Consider the following 15,123-nt stretch of genomic DNA (forward strand, 5'->3'; position numbering starts at 1 on the left):
GGGATGCGGTGAAAGGCAGATTCTCCTGCTTGCCCGCCCCGAAAAACGACTCGACCCGATCCACCACGTTTCGCGCGAATTCAGTCGTCCGCTCTTTGACCTCGACGGCCAACTCCCGCGCCTTCTCGATCAGCTTGTCGAGAATGCTGACCTCGGCATCGCGCCGCTGCTCGATCCGCACGACCTCCTGCTCGGCCCGCTTCTCCAAATCCTGCACAGCAGCCGCCTGGTCAAGATGCGGCGCGGGCAACTCCGCCCGCATCTGCCTCTGCTCGGCGATGTGGGCAAGCCGTTCCAGTGCTTCCGGCCCATCCCCACGCAGCGTCTTCTCTTCCACCAGCGCGGCGAGATCCTCGCGGCCCTGTTCGGCCCAGGAACGGGCATCGACGCGAAGCTCGATGCCAGCCTTCTGCATCGCGCCGTTCATCATCTCGACCCACTTCTCCCGAACCTCATCGGGCTTGTTCCGGTCATTCCACGCAGGGTCTTTCTTCGCTCCATTGCGCTTAAAGAAACGATCCTCGGCCAGCCCGCGCGTCGACGCATCGACGGCCCGCTCGGAGAACATCAGGTGCATGTGCGGCTGCTCGATATTGTCTTTGGCGAGTGGAGTATGGACGGCCATCGTGTACGCGAACCTGTCGCCCAGCAGCTCACGCGTAGCCTCCCGCGCCAGCTCCTCGCGCTGCGTCGGATTCAGCTCACGCGGCAAAGCGATCTGCAGCTCCGTATACGTGCGGCCATTGGCGCGCTCGTGAGCGTCGGCGGCTACCCAGAACGCATGAGGATCAGCCTGGGCGAACTCCGGCATATTGCCGGACTCGACCAACTCGACGCCGCCGCGCTGCTGGTACTGGCCTTCGCGGGCGATGTACTGAGCGTGCGCCGCCGCTGGCGGTGCCTTGCTCGACGACTTGAAGGAGACGTGCACGATCGCCATGTTGCGGCCTTTGCGGTTGTTGCTGCGGTTGTCGTTGTCGCGGCGGTTGCGGTTGCTTTTGCTGTTGCGGTTGCTCTTGTAGCGGTTCTTGCCGTTGTTGTTGTCGTTGCTGTTGCTTATTCTTGTCTCAGCTCGCTGAGACCGCGTGTAGTTTGCGTAGCAAACTAGGTATCGCGCATTTGTTGTTTACATGCTCTTGCTACGGCTTGCCCTAAATTGTATGCTGAATCATGCCTCCCGCCAAGCCCAGAACCATTGAAGAGCTCGAAGCACAGAAAAAAGCCATCAAAGAAGCGGCTGCTGCTGAGATCGCCGCCTTACGCAAAGCCACGGCGGATAAGATCGCGGGCCTAAAGGCCAACGAACGTCGCATCCGTGCGGAGACCATTCGTAATCAGAAGAAACGAGAGAATCACGCCAAGATCGTGCTTGGCGTGGCGATCATTCACCAGTGCCAGACTTCTGAAACCTCTGCTGCCAAGTTCAAGGGCCTTTTGGAAGACTTCTATGCCGATTCTCCCGAACGGCTCACGGCCGCTCAGTATGGACTCACCCTTAAAGTCAAGAAGCCGGCCAATGATGCGGAACAGGATTAGCCGAACAGTGACCCAGAAACAGGTAAATACCAGTAAAGCTGTATTAGCTCTCGAAGAAGAGACTGGCCGATTTCTGGCTGCCTGGATGCACGTCCGCCAGGTGGTGCAGGCTGCCAACTTTAACCGTTTTCATCGTGCTGGGTTGAGCGCGACTCAGTTCATGATCTTGAACGTCATTCCGGACGAAGGGTTAACCCTTACGCAACTTGCGCGAAAGCTAAACCTTAGCCCTGCCTCGCTGAAGATTACTGTCGATTCGCTGGAAGATCGAGGCTTGGTCCTGCGGCGAAAAAGCGATAAGGATGCCCGTAAGGTGGACATCCTGAACACAAAAGAAGGAACGCGTCTCAAGAACACCGCTTCTGGTGAGTTCCATCGCTTCATGGCCGAACTGTTTACGGCGATGTCTGGAACCGAAAGACAAGGTCTACTAACCGGTCTGGAGCGGATGGTAGATCTTAGTCCGCTGCAGAACGGAGACAATTTGCAGGAGCTGACTACTCCCCATGCTGATGCCGCTCCTCAGGCGAAGCGTAGTTCTCGGCGATCTGTTGCGGGGTGATCTCGATAGTGCTGTTTTGCTGAATCATTTCTGCGATGTCGTCATCGGTCTTGCCGCGCTTGCGCAACGACTCGATCTCATCGCTGATCATGCCGACGAAAGCCTGGATGGGAAACTGTTCCGGTCCAAGCCCGGCGGCCGAACGGAGAGCTTTCTGGGCTTTGATGGCTTCTTCAACGGAGTACATCTTGGGTTCGCTCATGTTGGCTTATCCTTTCGTACTACGAATGAATAGTAACACGAAGGGAGATCGAGTTTCATCGTAAAAAGCCTACAGCAATCAGGAACAGGACTGGTGTAGCGGCAAAGAATGGCTTATTGGTGTCTAAGTACACATGAAAAGCCCACTCTGGCTTGCGATCCTTTTTGTGAATCCGGCTGCCTGGTGTCAGCAGGTGGAACCGAGTGAACGTCCGGTAGATCATTTTCAGGTGGAAGGAGCATCCAGACTCGCCGCGCTCGCTAAACTCGGAGCGCTCACCAACACCACTTTGCTAGTTGAAATCGACCGCTTACAATTTATGCAAATGCCGGTTTTTGTGACGGACAGCCATTCGACTGTTGGTGCCTTAATCCGTCGAATCATTGGAAAACAGGGCCTGTACACCATCCGGAACGAAGGGGCTTTGCTGATCATTGCCGGCGCAAAGGTGAGAAACCGTGTGCTCGATCTGCCGTTAGGGCATTTCACCTTCAAAGGAAGTGCCATCTCTTCTCTGCATCCGCTTTTGGCTTATTCCATTCGTGTCGCAACCGGTTGCCGCGTCCAAGGGTATGGCTGGGCCGGCCCTGCAATGGATCTCAATATCCCTGCTATAGACCTTTCTCATGCCACGTTCGAGAAAGTCGTTGCGCGAGTGGCTGAGGCACCGGAAGCTTCTATGTGGATCGTAGAACCAGAATCCAGTTCGACGGGATGCATCGATGATCCCGCTTCCCATTGGCAGGTCGGGCTCTATGGCTTTGGTCGCCTCGCCGGGTGTCAAAGCCCTTTCCGAGCGTCCGTCGGGCCTTCTTTTGTTGCTCCTTTTCTACCTGAGCATTCCTTTCCAGGCGATTGCCGAATGTCCCTTTCGCCTACAGGTTCGGACATCTCACCTCCACACCAATAAGTGTCTCCGTGCATGCCAGATCGTCCGCTAGCGCACCGAGCCATGGAAAAGACGGCAAAAAGCCGCCTTGGAAAACGCCCAAAAGCGTTTCCCACTTTCCGCACAGCTCCGGCGACGGGTCTACCTTCCAGCTCTCATTTCAGCGACCGCTTCCTGAATGGCCTGCTCAGGAACACCATGGGCCATGAGCCTGCGGCTGAACTCCTCGACGGTGCTGTCCTTAGCCCGTTGCGCTTCCCTCTCGGCCAGGTGCTTGCGAAGCCCATTCGAGATGTAGGCGCGGATAAGGGCCTGGTACCCTCCAAAGCCTAGTGAGGGAGCGACCTCTTTGAGATCCTCGATGACGTGATCGGGCAGCCGGAGAGAGATCAGGGTCATGGGTTTGTCGGGCTGCATGTTGCGCTTAATCCGTTCAGTCATTTTCATAGCGTCTCCTTTCCGCCGGTTCCGCAAGACGTGCGGAGATGAGGCGGAGCACATCACCTTCTCGGATTACATGGACGACATAGAGCAGCCGGTACTCGATCGTCAGGCCGATGCATGCCTGTCGTGCCTCTTCCTGAGGGCTGGCGTCCTCGTAGCGAGCCAGAGGGTCAAGGAAAGCCTCTCGGGCCTGCTCGAAACTAACGCCATGCTGTGAGGCATTGCGGGAAGCTTTGTCGCTATCCCAGACAAAGCCTTGCCCGTCCAGCATCGAGTACACGTCCATATAGCTAGTGTATATACACTGCTCGTGGGCTGACTACTACTTTCTCAAAATCAGATATTCCATTCAGGTGAGCTTTTAGGCTGGCGGGTTTGGTCGTTGCCGCTTTGGAAATTCACAAGTTAGGCATCATCGACTACAGGAATATAGAAAACTACATGCTTTAACTACAGGCTTCCATTAAGCAACCAAATTTCGGGACCGTTTCACCGTAGTTGTGGGACCGTTTCACCGTAGAAAAGTCGGAGATAAGAAAAACAGCGGGACCGTTTCACCGTGCAAAACAGCCTCATTTCACAGGTGTTCTGTGGATATTTACATTCCTAACATCCTATTGAAGACTTTGGAGCGGCTTGAACTTTGTGGGAGGAATAGCAGTCCTGGAAGGATGGATTATGAGGCCGGCCTTTGTGCTTTCGACTTTCATCGCTGGATAGGCGAGCTGCACTTTCCTCAAAGTGACGATAACCTTCTTTTTGAAGTCCCGCACTTCACTGTATTCGGCTCCCATCTGCGCATGGAGACCCTCCCAGGGAACGGTTCTACTCTTCCCTTTTCGAGAGGCTGTAAACGTCGTATAGGTCAACCAGGCGTAAAGGTCGAGTGCCAGAGGAGATCGCTTGAGGGCTCGGAGGGCTCTGACGTCGACTGGTACAGGTGCCGCAGTAATTGCTTCGTAAAACTCCTCGCCGAGCTTTATCCAGCTATCCCACAGGTTGTCTTGGTTGGTACGAGCAGGGTCGAACCAAAACTCGGCACGGGAGGCAATCTTCATATCGACCCAAGCCCGATGAGTCTCCAGTTCACTTTCAAAGCTAATTGAGGCACGAACAAGACGCTCGATCTGAGATGTTAGCCGTTTTGCATCGCTTCGCTTCCCTCCCCCAGTCCTTGGGCTAAGTCCCACCGCTCGAATGAAGGCATCGAGGCTATTCCCCAGCCTGATATGACGACTTTTATTCTGGGTGGCCTCCGTGACGATCCAGAAGAGTAGCAACCTCGGGATGGTCCCGTAAGGGTAGAGCGCTTTGCCAGTCTTCCGATCCTTGAAGGGATCAATGACTAGGGTAAGGTTGCCGTTTGTTCGCTTCCAGAGGGGAACGTCTCCGGGATCACTGTGGGGTAAGGTGCACTGCACAAGCTGACGCGCCATGTACGCTCGTTCCACTGCGTCAGGGTTCTGTCGGATCTCCACGGCTGCGTCGAGCAGCTTGTTGAGATGCGTATCAGTCATTAGCTACCATCGCCTGCCCAAGCAATATCCACAGATCGGCAAACCAGCCATATATTGTGACATCTGTTTTACTGTTTTCATTTTTTCGTTATTTCGTTCTTTAACCACGGCGCTCGCGCAACATCTTGAATCCCTCCTGCAACAGGTCTAGCATGCTGATTCCCTGCTGCGACGCATAGACCTTGAACTCGCGATGAAAGTCCGCCGGAACTTTGAAATTGAGTGGTTTGAGCGATCCGGGTTCGGATTTCTCGAGGTTACCAATCGTTAGGTCGACAGCTGGTGGTGGACCCTTACGAGATTTTTTGACGGGTGGGGGTACGTTTGCCATGTCCTAAGCTGCCTTTCCCTTCTGCATTGTCGTGATGAGGTCAACGATTCCCTGCGCTAACTCGTCACTTCGCCGGTTGAGCGAGGGAAACCGGGTCTCGGTAAGCGACCGGCCCTCGTCCGAAGCTCGGCGGTAAGCGGTCTTTTCCGGTAAACTTCCGGCCAACACGCGATATCCGGCCTGAGTAATGTAGTCTCGTGCTTCCGCAATCTCGGATTCACTGTCGCCAACCCGAGAAAGAGCGAAGGCGATTTTAGGAGCCGTAATTTCTCTTTTTCGCAGCTCATGAGCGAGCAAGACAGACGGTTCCAAATCGTCCAGCGAGAGACCGGTAGGAAGGATAGTGAGTAACGACGCAGTGGCAATCTTTAGAGTACCTGCCGTGGAGTGTGGCGGGCCGTCCAGAATCAGCAGGTCGTAATGGCTGCCAATCTTTAACGCCTGTTCGACGGTTCCAAAACGCTCAACCGGAACCACGGGTTCGATACCGGCTTGTAACCGTCGAGACTGCCAGTTAAAGCTCGTGCCTTGAGAAACGTCGAGGTCAGCGATTTTGACGGTCCAACCAGCGAGCGCATACTCGCGAGCAACGAGTCGGGAGAGGGTGCTTTTGCCGACCCCTCCTTTTTGCGAAACCATCCCAATGATTAGAGCCATGACGTAACGATAGAACGAAAAAAAGCCTTCGTGCATTCTTTCAATAACGATTTCGTTCTAAGTGAATCTGCCAAGATACCTCTCTGCTAAAAGAGTGCGGGCGCTGTTTGGCGTTTCCACACCAAAATCGTACGTTTAGGGTCACGAAAACTTATTGCTCTAGAAAGCCGCCGCAAACTTTATAGAACGAAATCGTTCTTTCTTTCCTAACGGATCAAGTCTTCATTGGTATTCGTCGATCGTGATATTTAGCAGTGCATCCTAGATTATTTATTGACGCAGAGAAGTGTTCATGCCTATACTTCGCTGGAAAAGGTAAGTAGATCTGCCAGCTGAGGCTACCTTATGAGGCTTGTGGGACGTCGTTCACTTTTCGTCGTTTTCCTTGTTTTGAATGTATTCAATTTTTCGCGAGCCCAAGATAAGACCGCAAACCCAGACGAAATTCCTACGTTAGACCCACCAATGGCCAGCCGCGATGTCGGTGGCAGTTATTGGCACATCGACGGCAATTTCGAGTCAGTTCTTCATATAAAAAACGTTCTGGAAACATCTGAACTGACCGTAACGCCAGTCCTCTGGATGGCAGACGGAACTGAGTATGATCAATGCTTTAATTTTCATCGGTATCTTAGTAGCAGGGCATCGGCCGCCGATCGCTCAAGCTATACAGTTAACATCAAATGATCAAGGGATCTCGTTCGCCGATTCTTTGCGCTCTCGTGGAGTTGGTACATCTCCGTCAGAACTAGGCGGCGCTCTCCGCAACGCAGATCCGCAAGTAAGGGCGCTCGCGGCGTATAAACTCGCCGAGGATCACGATTCAGAGGCAGCACAGAAGATCGAAGTCGCGCTAGTGATAGAGAAGAACCTTCAAACGCGAATCGATTTCTCTTCAGCATTATGGAGCTTAGGCGATGAGGTCGGTCGCAAGCAATTGGTAGCGATCTGCAATGACTTATCGCTACCCCCTAAGGCTATAACTGATGCTGCCAGCCATCTTCATATGATGGGACAGGACGGCAGATGTGAAAACGGTATTTTAACTCTCATTGACCGCGCAACAGAATCTTATCAACGCCTAGACCTGCTGCCTTTTCTCCCCACTATATACAGCGGAGCTTCGCAGAAAACTATTGACCGGATAGTCGCTATTGCTCAAGGCATGTTGAATGACAAATCACCAGCTGTACGAATTTCAGCGAGCCACGTATTGGCGCAAGTTGGGTCGAAGTCGTCGGCTACCGTTATTCGTGATGCAAGCATGCGTGAAACTGACCCGGTTGTGCGATCTAGTCTTCAACAGGATTTGGCGGTCTTAAGAAATAACTAACAGTGGGTGGCTTTTACGAGCACAAGATAATTTTTAGCTCGGCTGACCAGGTAGCTTTGTGGATCGTATGAGAATCACCGTTTCCGCGCTTTGTACTTCGATAAGACTAAATTCCGATGCGCTCAACTTCATCGAGCGAGATCTCATCATTTCGCCGATCATAAAGCCCGGTGGTCCGTGCTGATTCATGGGCTGCCATCTGTTGCGCGATCTCCAGCTTTCCGCCGTTCTTGAGGTAGGCTGTGATACCTGTGGCGCGGAAAGTGTGACAGCTGATCTCCGTCTTGATGCCGGCCAGGAGCGCCCGGCGACGGATCATCCTCCAGACATCGGACTGGAGCAGGGAATTGCCGGTCAGCTCGCCGGATCGGCCGCGCGTAGTGCGAAAGAGTGGACCTTTTCGATCCTCTGCGATGCCGGCCGCCTCGATGTATTCCTCGAGATAATGGTCAAGATTGTGGTGCGTCGGCATCTCGTGCTCCTTGCCCCCCTTTTCGTGAAGCCTCACCCAGCCGCGTCGCCCCTGGACAAAGAAGTCTTCAACTTTCATGGAAACCGCAGCTCCCACCCGGGCAAACGTGTAAACCATCAGACCAATTAAGGCACGATCCCTAAGCCCGGGAAGGGAAGTGATATCGATTGCGTCTATTAGGGCTCGTGCTTCGTCTACATTGAGGACAGGCGTCTTGCCCCGGCGTTGCGAGTGCTTTGGCCCGCGGACCGCGTGGGCGGGATTTACCGGAATGACCTGGCCAACCACCATCCAATCGAACAGCATCCGCAGGGCAGCTAGCCGCAACTTCACCGTCGGCTTGGATTGAGTCTTCAACTGTAGCTCGACAAACGCTGCCACATGAACCGGTTCCACCTGGGCGAGATCCACGATGCCGTATTCGGCGCAAAAGGCGGAGAACTGCCGGACCGCCTCCATGTAGGCACGGCGGGTGTTGGGATTGCGGATATGCGAGCTGAAGAAGTCCCGCATTCGAGCGCGAGTCTCCGGCCTCACAGTAAAAAGAGAGGGGAGGGAACTACTACTGATCAGCATGATCTCGGTCATGGTGTTTGTGCCTCCACCTCCCAGCGGTTGATACATTCGGCCGGGATTTCATGGAGTGGATCCCACCCCGTGGTGCCACCGTGCTTCTGGTAGTACTCAAAAAACGCCTGGGCTGAGCGGGGAGCTACAACGGCGAAGACCGCTATCTTGGCGTGGCCGGATGGCTCAAAGATGAATCCGGACCACTCACCTGTAACCGGGTCATATGTGACCTGTTCGAAGCCTTGTGGCCAAAAACTCTTGCTGCCCATTGGCTGAACGAGCAGCCAGATCCGATGATTGCCGGGCAAGATTCCTAAACGGCCCGTGACGCGGAAGCAAAGGCCGGGTGCCAGGCGTTTTGAATCTCGCAGTATCTCTCCTGGCCTGGGACTGGTGATCTCAATTTGATTGCGTCTACGTTTGAACCAGGCTGGTTGGAATTGAGGGACTGACAGCCAAGTTCCTATAACGGCCACGGCCGTGAGCCCCAGCGTCCAAATCGCTATTTGATGGTCCGTCATTCCCGCTCCCCAATACGCATGATAAAGGACATTATCATGCGTGAAAAGATTACCACCACTGCGATGAGCGCATCGGCGATTTAGCGCGAGTCTAAAACGACTTCAGGCGACCTAGCATCTTCTCGGAAACTACTCGGACTGGCGATTTTCCAGTCGACCGCAGCCGACTCGCGAAAACGCGAAGGCGAAAGACCGCGGCTCGCCTTAAATGTGGCAGCGAACGACGAGTAGCTTTCAAAACCCGCCATCGTGGCAATCTGGGTCAGGCTGAGTGCTGCATCCTTCATCAATCCACCCGCTACGCGAACACGTTCGCGCGCAACATATTGCCAGATCGAATTACCAACCGCATTTCGGAAGGAACGGCAGAGATGGAACGGACTGGTCTCTGAAGCTTGTGCGATCGAAAGCAAATCCATCTGTTCGCACAGATGGGAGTGGATGTATTCGAGCGCGCGGCGCACCCTCTTGTCGCCGACGCCCGCGCGATACTTACGGTCCTGCACGATCCGCCCGTCGTTCGCCAGTAAGGAAGCCATGCTGATGAAAATCGACTCTCCCACCAGCTTCCCATAAGGATGGCCGGCGACCGCATCCGCATGGATGGACTGGATGAGGTTGACGATTGTAGGAGACAGTACGCCGATGGCGGGCCGTATCTCGAAGTCTGCGGCGTTGGCCACGTTGCCCCCAGCCGCTGCGGCGAGCGATGCCGGCGTGAAGTAGAGGCAAGCGAAATCGACTGGCCGGTCCCACCATGCCTTCGCGCTCGCTCCGGCAGGGATGATCGACACCTGGCCCGCTGACAGCCCGGTGTTGCTCTGCCGTCCATCCATCACCCAGCCCATCTTCAGCGGAGTTCGATCAAGCCGCACGCCGAAGTGATGGAACGGCACTGCCGGCGTCGGGTCATGCATGGGGCCGAAGCACGACTGCTCCAGAGTGCAAAAGCTCCACTCGGCGCGCCGCGAGATCGTGTGCCGGAACCACGGCGGAACGCGGCTCAGTGTGGCGGGCCCGCTCATTTCGGGGCCGGGGAAAGACATGAGAAGAAAATAGCAGAATTCTGAGAGTCCCCAAGCATTTGTTTCCGCGAGACTCCCGGTTGCTGCTTACACTGGCAATCGAAGACAGCACAAAGGTATGCCATGACACTTCCCCGCATCGCGAAACGCATTCTCACAGCTGTACTCTTCCTGCTAGGCCTGGCAGTCTCGGTAATGGTGAGTCTGGTGGTGGCTTATCAAACGGCCAGGATAGTGCCGCGTATTGGGCTCCTGGTCGTGGTGGCGTTGCTGGTGTTCTTCCTTGGCGTTCTTCTGACAGCTGAGCTTTTGGGGAAGCTCAGCAGGACATTCTTGAACCGAAGCGCAGTTCTTACAAGCGCAGCGTTGACGCCTCTGTTTGTTCTGGGTCTTTACCTCGCCGTGTTGCGACCGATGCACTATCCGCGTGCGGTTCCGGTGGCCCGCGCCAATACGCTGTACTGGAATCTTCCGACAGGCTCACGCATTGCTTACAGCGTCTATGAGCCACCCGCAGGTGTGCCGCTCAAGGCGGATCCGATCCTATTCGTACATGGGGGGCCGGGTGCGCGCGCGTTCGATACAGACCATGCTTTTTACAGGCAGTTCGCGCAAGACGGTTTCAGGGTCTATCTCTTCGATCAGGCTGGTTCCGGCTTATCGGATCGACTGCCGGCAGCGGACTATACTGTGGAGCGTTTCGTTGCTGACATGGAGGCGATCCGTCAGCAGATTGGCAGCGAGCGGCTCATTTTGATCGGACATTCCTGGGGAGGGACACTCGTTGCACACTATGCCGCAGCGCATCCCGACCATGTAGCAAAGCTGATCTTTCATTCGCCAGGTGGGATATGGAATTGGGCGTCTGCCCCAATGGGCTTGCAGCGAACGGACGCCCAAACAAAGGAGGGTCTGCCACCACTGCGTGTATTGGCGGCTATTGTTTTATCGCATGCAAACTGGAATGCGGCCGAAAACCTCTTGCCGCAGCAAGAGTCGGGCGACTGGCAAACCGCAACTTCACCCGTTGAATTTGTAGCCACGGTTTGTAAGGGAGAACGCAGTAAGTTACCCGCCGACTTGTCGCCTGCGTACTTTGCAGGGATGAACTTATACCCCCTTCTTGTCGCCCAGCGGGAACTAAACGATAAGCCTGAGATGGATATTCGAGCACAGCTCGGCAAGCTGCACGTTCCCGCTATCGCGCTAGAAAGCCAATGCGACTTTGTGCCCTGGTCGCAGCAAGTGGAATACAAGAAGTCTATTTTCGGCTTGCATGAGTTTTACTTTGCGGACGCGGGTCATTACATCAATTTCTCACAACCAGATAAGTTGACCGTATTGATTCGATCGTTTCTTCTCGATCAGCAGCCACCGTTTCCTGCGTATGAGAGTGACAAGGACCCACGCCCTTTGATCAAGCCATGAGGATCACGGAAACCAACTGCTTTGAAATTTGCAACCAGAGTCGACGCAACTGAAGCTGGCAGCCAGCGAAGGAAACCTGCACTATTCTGTTCTCCCGGCACGACGTGTGGGTCTGCGAACGCTCCATTCAGGAGATCGAGAGAGACTCTTTCCCGTCAAGCTTGCTAATTCGAACTACATAGGAGACGTAAAGTGTCCGACGAACTGATTTCCCTACCTTATTGCAGTTGGCCTTCTGGCGGCCCTCGCCCTCTGGGTGCCAATGCTCAACCTGCTCCATCGCCACATTAAGAATTACGGTACGCGCAAAACGCAAAAGTGACCGGCGACTGTCAAAGCGTCATGGCTTTTTGGATTCATAAACCAAGGATCGGGATGGCCGCTTCCAAGCCATACGTCTTGAGGCGATTCGGCTCGACAGCGTCTTTACCTCGCGTACAAAAGCTATCTCCAATTGTTATAAGTGTTTACACTTGGCCAAACAGCATTTTGTTTGTCTCTGGCGAGGTGGCATACATGGCAATCCGCAACCGCGTGTTCTCAGCGATAGGCCTTTCTTGTGTGGTGCTATTTCAGTTGCCTGGCATGATGGGGTTCACGGCTTCCGGACAGCAACAGAAGCTTATAAGCTGCAAACCCGCAGCTGAGAGAACCCAGGCGGAGGGATGCTGGATCGTCGCGAACAGGCCCCTTAGTAAGCTTCCCACGGAAGTGTTTTGGACACTCGATGCCTATCCCACCCGTGAGAGCGCGGAAAGAGCCAGCACAGTCAACAGCGCCGTAGTCGAGGCTCTCGGCAAGACCTGGCTCTTCACAGTAGGGGAGAAACCAGCGTCTCCATCGCAGGGCTCTCGGATCACCCAGATCGGACCTCTGCCCGTTAAGCCGGATGAGGTTTACACAGCCCAGTACATGGAGGGGATTCTTGAACCTGGCTCAGTGAGCCGCACACATGTCCATTCTGGCCCAGAGGCGTTCTACACGGAATCCGGCGAGTCTTGCCTGGAAACACCAGAGGGTAAGCAGATAGGGCGTAAAGGAACAGATGTGATTGTCCCAGAGGGTGTCCCGATGGAATTGGTCGCCTCCGGCTCCGAGACTCGTCGGGGCATCATCCTGGTTCTTCACTCGTCTGCCAAACCAGCAACCACTGTGGTGACCGATTGGAAGTCTAAAGGGCTTTGCAGCAGTGCGAAATAGAAGCTCAGCACTCTGCCGGATCCGAGGGGCTAGCGGAGCAGCCGAAAACGCGGTTGGAACGAGTGCGGCGAGAGACTCTTGCCCAGCTATACAGGCAATGGAACGATGACCATATCTAGGAGCCATACATGCGATCACTCATAACCTTCGTTATGCTCACGTTTTCTTTATCGCCACTCGTCGCGCAAGTTGATCCTGTTAGCGAAGTGATGTCGGTCCGGGCCGGAATCGGACCGGCCATGCGCGCAAAAGATACTGCCGCACTCGAAAAGATCTGGTCGCCGCAGATGAAGGTGAACAGTCCAGGAAACACCATCATGGATCGCAGCACTGTCCTCCAGCTTCTCAGCAAAGGCAGTATTAGATACAGCGCATTCAAAGACATTGTCGAATCAAGCTCAGTATTCGACGGCTTGGTCATCCTGATGGGACATGAGGAGCTGACGGAAGCAGTCGGTCCAGATGCGGGCAGACCGAAGATCCGCCGCTACACAGATGTATGGCAGCGAAATCCGGAAGGGGCTTGGATGCTGATCGCACGGCAAGCCACATACATCGCAACGCCATAAACCTGAGAACGCACTTCCTTGAAAGGGATCTCTTGCTTTGGAAATCCGGTCCGCAGAATGGCTATCTTGTCTCTGCGAGCACCCGCTTGAGGCTCGGCTTCGGCTTCTCTTCGAATGCCGTTAAACACATCCGCGACTGAAACCACAGATATCCCGGCGTCGGTCCAAGCTCCTGGTAGTGGTCGTTGAAAAATGGCTCTACGCTCGCGCCCTCTGGCACAGGGTTCGGGAAGTTGTGCAGGATCGCCTCGAACACCGGTCGCTGATGCGCGATCACACCCGGGTCATGTTCGTTCCAGTACGCGGCTGCGATGCGGTCCGCGCCAAACTCTATTGCATACGGCTTTGCAGTCTTCTCCGTAATTCCACGGCAAGCCTGGAACCAGTGTCCCAGCTCATGCACAATCACCCAGTGATGGACGCCGTCTTCAAACTCTTTCCGTGCGATCTCCTCCGTCGCATTGGGCCCCATGAAGTGGTAGAACATCTGGCTCTCTTCCGGTTTCAGCAAACTCCATGCTGACGTTCGAAGCGTATTTGTCTCGGGATCGTAGCTGCCAAATGAAGGCACGTCCTCAACCATTACCGGAGGCACCGCAATCGAGCAAGTAAATCCAGCATCCTTCACCGATTGCACAAACGCATCACGTAGCGCGGTCATCTTAACGCGTGTCTCTTCTACGTCCGTTTTTTCTCTCTGAGCCTGTGCCCATCCGTTCATGCACAGACCAAAGCACACCACTCCCACCACAGCCTTTCTTATCCCCATAAATCCTCCCTAATCGCGGATTGCCTCATCTTTACACAGAGAGCGTTCCCTGAAAGTCGGTGTTGTCGACAGCTTCAATTTCTCCCGCCGTCGAGGCTGTGGGTTTGTGGGACGAGCGCCCTTGCTCGTTCCAAGTTCGCGCTCTTTGCGAACGTCAAATCCATAGCCTGCTTTCCTTCGAAGAGGGTTACGGTGCGCTGGGCGCTGCCGCGGCATGGCTGCCATGATGGGCTTTAGTTGAGGGAATGGTCGCCGGCTTCGCATCGGGTGCTTGTGCCGGCAGGGCGATCTGCTGCTGGATGATATCGAGCCTGTCGTTGACCTGGTTGAGGTCCCGGACGAAGAAGTAGTAGCAACTGAACACGCCGAGGATGATCCCCATGAGGACCATGATGGCGACCGCAGTCCAACTCTGCATCTTCGACTGACTCCGTACCTCTCTCATGGCATCGCGGGCCTGAGTGGTCGCATACTGCAACTCCCCGATCGGCACTCTAAGGGCATCCTCGATAGGCCCCTTGAAGTCGCCCCTGATCGAAGCGCGTATTCCCGCTTCGATGTATTGGCCGGTCTGCTGGCTTAGAGTTCCTGGGAGTTGCCTCAGCTCCGCGACGGCGGCGGCAAGCGCGGCGGTCTTCGCGTCGAGCGCTGCCTCGCGGGCGGCCATAGCCTGCGCCATCTTCTTGACCATGCCGTAGAGCGCGATCGCTTCATCGTCCGCCATATTGCCTCATCTCTCCCTACCGCCCGATTCCAAACCCACGGCTATGCTCATGCTCAATTTCAATTTCTTTCTCAGGGCGCGCAGGCGAGATCTCCTGGCTCCGGCTGAGTTCCTTTTCCTGAAGCGCCCTGGCCTCGGCCTCCATGCGTTTATCGAGACCGGCAAGCTGCGCATCGAACGACTCCCGCATGGCGATCCTCTGATCCAACCCGGCCAGACTCTTCTCCAACTGTTCCTCAGATGGAGGCGACGGAGATCGGGCCTGTTCCTGCTCCTTGAGGGATGCGGTGAAAGGCAGATTCTCCTGCTTGCCCGCCCCGAAAAACGACTCGACCCGATCCACCACGTTTCGCGCGAATTCAGTCGTCCGCTCT

Annotated in this window: 18 protein-coding genes; 6 read left to right on the forward strand and 12 right to left on the reverse strand. The window is 55.0% G+C overall.

Annotated features, from left to right (window positions below; genetic code table 11):
- On the reverse strand, positions 1 to 940 hold a 940-nt coding region (locus tag HDF08_RS21285), incomplete at its 3' end, for a MobA/MobL family protein (protein ID WP_179640720.1).
- A 230-nt stretch (positions 941 to 1,170) separates the two neighbouring features.
- Between HDF08_RS21285 and HDF08_RS21290 the strand changes: the two genes are divergently transcribed.
- Both HDF08_RS21290 and HDF08_RS21295 read left to right on the forward strand, forming a co-directional pair.
- Complete coding sequence (locus HDF08_RS21290) at positions 1,171 to 1,536, forward strand: hypothetical protein (RefSeq protein ID WP_179640721.1); 366 nt, start codon at positions 1,171 to 1,173, stop codon at positions 1,534 to 1,536.
- Between the two features lie 7 nt (positions 1,537 to 1,543).
- Complete coding sequence (locus HDF08_RS21295; RefSeq protein ID WP_179640722.1) at positions 1,544 to 2,098, forward strand: MarR family winged helix-turn-helix transcriptional regulator; 555 nt, start codon at positions 1,544 to 1,546, stop codon at positions 2,096 to 2,098.
- Here HDF08_RS21295 and HDF08_RS21300 read toward each other — a convergent pair.
- Positions 2,034 to 2,300, reverse strand: a complete 267-nt coding sequence (locus HDF08_RS21300; RefSeq protein ID WP_179640723.1) for a hypothetical protein — start codon at positions 2,298 to 2,300, stop codon at positions 2,034 to 2,036. The genes HDF08_RS21295 and HDF08_RS21300 overlap by 65 nt on opposite strands.
- Positions 2,301 to 2,433: 133 nt before the next feature.
- Here HDF08_RS21300 and HDF08_RS21305 point away from each other — a divergent pair, with 133 nt between their 5' ends.
- The gene (locus HDF08_RS21305; RefSeq protein WP_179640724.1) at positions 2,434 to 3,210 is read left to right on the forward strand and encodes a hypothetical protein; all 777 of its coding nucleotides are present in this window, start codon (positions 2,434 to 2,436) and stop codon (positions 3,208 to 3,210) included.
- A 120-nt stretch (positions 3,211 to 3,330) separates the two neighbouring features.
- Here the strand turns inward: HDF08_RS21305 and HDF08_RS21310 are convergent, their stop codons facing one another.
- The 5 genes from HDF08_RS21310 to HDF08_RS21330 form a co-directional block, all read right to left on the reverse strand.
- Positions 3,331 to 3,636 (reverse strand): hypothetical protein, encoded by a 306-nt coding sequence (locus HDF08_RS21310; RefSeq protein ID WP_179640725.1) that lies wholly within the window; start codon positions 3,634 to 3,636, stop codon positions 3,331 to 3,333.
- Positions 3,623 to 3,904 carry a BrnT family toxin gene (locus HDF08_RS21315; RefSeq protein ID WP_218884936.1) on the reverse strand — a complete coding sequence of 94 codons (282 nt, stop codon included), beginning with the start codon at positions 3,902 to 3,904 and terminating at the stop codon, positions 3,623 to 3,625. Before HDF08_RS21315 ends, HDF08_RS21310 begins: the two co-directional genes overlap by 14 nt.
- A 343-nt stretch (positions 3,905 to 4,247) precedes the next feature.
- Positions 4,248 to 5,069, reverse strand: coding sequence for a replication protein RepA (locus HDF08_RS21320; RefSeq protein WP_257031339.1), 822 nt, complete (start codon positions 5,067 to 5,069; stop codon positions 4,248 to 4,250).
- Positions 5,070 to 5,250: 181 nt separating this feature from the next.
- Positions 5,251 to 5,481, reverse strand: a complete 231-nt coding sequence (locus HDF08_RS21325; protein WP_179640719.1) for a hypothetical protein — start codon at positions 5,479 to 5,481, stop codon at positions 5,251 to 5,253.
- A gap of 3 nt (positions 5,482 to 5,484) precedes the next feature.
- Complete coding sequence (locus HDF08_RS21330) at positions 5,485 to 6,174, reverse strand: ParA family protein (RefSeq protein WP_218884938.1); 690 nt, start codon at positions 6,172 to 6,174, stop codon at positions 5,485 to 5,487.
- 565 nt (positions 6,175 to 6,739) lie between these two features.
- Between HDF08_RS21330 and HDF08_RS21335 the strand changes: the two genes are divergently transcribed.
- A complete protein-coding gene (locus HDF08_RS21335) occupies positions 6,740 to 7,471 on the forward strand; it encodes a HEAT repeat domain-containing protein (RefSeq protein WP_179640728.1) in 732 nt (243 codons plus the stop codon).
- 106 nt (positions 7,472 to 7,577) lie between these two features.
- On the opposite strand, the gene HDF08_RS21340 is transcribed toward HDF08_RS21335, so the two are convergent.
- Together HDF08_RS21340 and HDF08_RS21345 are read right to left on the reverse strand one after the other, a co-directional pair.
- Entirely contained in the window at positions 7,578 to 8,531 is a 954-nt protein-coding gene (locus HDF08_RS21340; protein WP_179640729.1) for a tyrosine-type recombinase/integrase, read from the reverse strand.
- Between the two features lie 583 nt (positions 8,532 to 9,114).
- A complete protein-coding gene (locus tag HDF08_RS21345; protein ID WP_179640730.1) occupies positions 9,115 to 10,059 on the reverse strand; it encodes a helix-turn-helix domain-containing protein in 945 nt (314 codons plus the stop codon).
- Positions 10,060 to 10,182: 123 nt separating this feature from the next.
- Between HDF08_RS21345 and HDF08_RS21350 the strand changes: the two genes are divergently transcribed.
- Both HDF08_RS21350 and HDF08_RS21355 read left to right on the forward strand, forming a co-directional pair.
- Positions 10,183 to 11,487 carry an alpha/beta fold hydrolase gene (locus HDF08_RS21350; RefSeq protein ID WP_179640731.1) on the forward strand — a complete coding sequence of 435 codons (1,305 nt, stop codon included), beginning with the start codon at positions 10,183 to 10,185 and terminating at the stop codon, positions 11,485 to 11,487.
- A gap of 1,328 nt (positions 11,488 to 12,815) precedes the next feature.
- The gene (locus HDF08_RS21355; RefSeq protein WP_179640732.1) at positions 12,816 to 13,256 is read left to right on the forward strand and encodes a nuclear transport factor 2 family protein; all 441 of its coding nucleotides are present in this window, start codon (positions 12,816 to 12,818) and stop codon (positions 13,254 to 13,256) included.
- Positions 13,257 to 13,317: 61 nt separating this feature from the next.
- Here HDF08_RS21355 and HDF08_RS21360 read toward each other — a convergent pair whose 3' ends face one another.
- The 3 genes from HDF08_RS21360 to HDF08_RS21370 form a co-directional block, all read right to left on the reverse strand.
- Positions 13,318 to 13,917 (reverse strand): hypothetical protein, encoded by a 600-nt coding sequence (locus HDF08_RS21360; RefSeq protein WP_179640733.1) that lies wholly within the window; start codon positions 13,915 to 13,917, stop codon positions 13,318 to 13,320.
- Positions 13,918 to 14,212: 295 nt separating this feature from the next.
- Positions 14,213 to 14,749: a hypothetical protein gene (locus tag HDF08_RS21365; protein ID WP_179640734.1), complete on the reverse strand. Its 537-nt coding sequence runs from the start codon at positions 14,747 to 14,749 to the stop codon at positions 14,213 to 14,215.
- 16 nt (positions 14,750 to 14,765) lie between these two features.
- Positions 14,766 to 15,123, reverse strand: a 358-nt coding sequence (locus HDF08_RS21370; protein ID WP_179640735.1) for a hypothetical protein, incomplete at its 5' end; no start/stop codon positions are given.

Source organism: Tunturiibacter empetritectus, assembly GCF_013410875.1.
Taxonomy (GTDB): Bacteria; Acidobacteriota; Terriglobia; order Terriglobales; family Acidobacteriaceae; genus Edaphobacter; species Edaphobacter empetritectus.

Excerpts from the sequence above, each read along its gene's own strand:
- HDF08_RS21290 (WP_179640721.1), top strand. The coding sequence starts at position 1,171 with ATGCCTCCCGCCAAGCCCAGAACCATTGAAGAGCTCGAAGCACAGAAA.
- HDF08_RS21300 (WP_179640723.1), bottom strand. The coding sequence starts at position 2,300 with ATGAGCGAACCCAAGATGTACTCCGTTGAAGAAGCCATCAAAGCCCAG.
- HDF08_RS21305 (WP_179640724.1), top strand. The coding sequence starts at position 2,434 with ATGAAAAGCCCACTCTGGCTTGCGATCCTTTTTGTGAATCCGGCTGCC.
- HDF08_RS21310 (WP_179640725.1), bottom strand. The coding sequence starts at position 3,636 with ATGAAAATGACTGAACGGATTAAGCGCAACATGCAGCCCGACAAACCC.
- HDF08_RS21315 (WP_218884936.1), bottom strand. The coding sequence starts at position 3,904 with ATGCTGGACGGGCAAGGCTTTGTCTGGGATAGCGACAAAGCTTCCCGC.
- HDF08_RS21320 (WP_257031339.1), bottom strand. The coding sequence starts at position 5,069 with ATGGCGCGTCAGCTTGTGCAGTGCACCTTACCCCACAGTGATCCCGGA.
- HDF08_RS21325 (WP_179640719.1), bottom strand. The coding sequence starts at position 5,481 with ATGGCAAACGTACCCCCACCCGTCAAAAAATCTCGTAAGGGTCCACCA.
- HDF08_RS21330 (WP_218884938.1), bottom strand. The coding sequence starts at position 6,174 with ATGCACGAAGGCTTTTTTTCGTTCTATCGTTACGTCATGGCTCTAATC.
- HDF08_RS21335 (WP_179640728.1), top strand. The coding sequence starts at position 6,740 with ATGATCAATGCTTTAATTTTCATCGGTATCTTAGTAGCAGGGCATCGG.
- HDF08_RS21340 (WP_179640729.1), bottom strand. The coding sequence starts at position 8,531 with ATGACCGAGATCATGCTGATCAGTAGTAGTTCCCTCCCCTCTCTTTTT.
- HDF08_RS21345 (WP_179640730.1), bottom strand. The coding sequence starts at position 10,059 with ATGAGCGGGCCCGCCACACTGAGCCGCGTTCCGCCGTGGTTCCGGCAC.
- HDF08_RS21350 (WP_179640731.1), top strand. The coding sequence starts at position 10,183 with ATGACACTTCCCCGCATCGCGAAACGCATTCTCACAGCTGTACTCTTC.
- HDF08_RS21355 (WP_179640732.1), top strand. The coding sequence starts at position 12,816 with ATGCGATCACTCATAACCTTCGTTATGCTCACGTTTTCTTTATCGCCA.
- HDF08_RS21360 (WP_179640733.1), bottom strand. The coding sequence starts at position 13,917 with ATGACCGCGCTACGTGATGCGTTTGTGCAATCGGTGAAGGATGCTGGA.
- HDF08_RS21365 (WP_179640734.1), bottom strand. The coding sequence starts at position 14,749 with ATGGCGGACGATGAAGCGATCGCGCTCTACGGCATGGTCAAGAAGATG.